We start from the raw sequence: 573 nt of genomic DNA, 5'->3' as shown, positions 1-573 counted from the left end.
CTCGACGACCATGCGGTCGTCGAGGTCTCACGGTCCACCGTCCCCTTCTCACATCCCGGATGAACCAGTGGCCCTCGTGATCATCTGCGGTGTTCCCGGCGTTCGGGTGGGGTTGAGATGTGGCCGCTTGGATGAGGATCTCGGTCTGAACCGCCCCGGGTTTAGTGGAGGGCGGGTTCTCCCGGGTAGCGGTTGCTGTCGGGGGGTGTTTCGACGGTAGTAGTGCTCTTCGTACTCGGCGGGCGGGAGGTATCCCAGAGCGCTGTGCAGGCGGTGCTCGTTGAACCAGTGCACCCAGGACAGGGTCGTCAGCTCGAGGTCGTCGACCGTGCGGAACGGGCCGTCGCGGCGGACGCACTCGGTCTTGTACAGGCCGATGATCGACTCGGCCATGGCGTTGTCGTAGGAGTCGCCCACGGTGCCGATCGAGGCCAAGGCGCCGGCGTCGGCGAGGCGGTCGGCGTAGCGGATGGCGGTGTACTGGGCGGATTCAACTGGTCGTCGCAACACCTCGATCGTGGAGGTGTTCATGGGTCGTCCACCTGGGTGGATGGTGACGAGGACGGGTCGTCC

1 pseudogene is annotated in these 573 nt (G+C 65.6%); it reads right to left on the bottom strand.

The window, feature by feature from the left end:
- Positions 1 to 216: 216 nt before the first annotated feature.
- Positions 217 to 573, bottom strand: a pseudogene (locus IG69_RS0119530) (integrase core domain-containing protein); the annotation flags it as partial.

It is taken from the genome of Phycicoccus jejuensis, from assembly GCF_000720925.1.
Classification (GTDB): Bacteria; Actinomycetota; Actinomycetes; order Actinomycetales; family Dermatophilaceae; genus Phycicoccus; species Phycicoccus jejuensis.
Note: the sequence above shows the minus strand (reverse complement) of the source record. Positions and strands in the feature narration are given on the sequence as shown.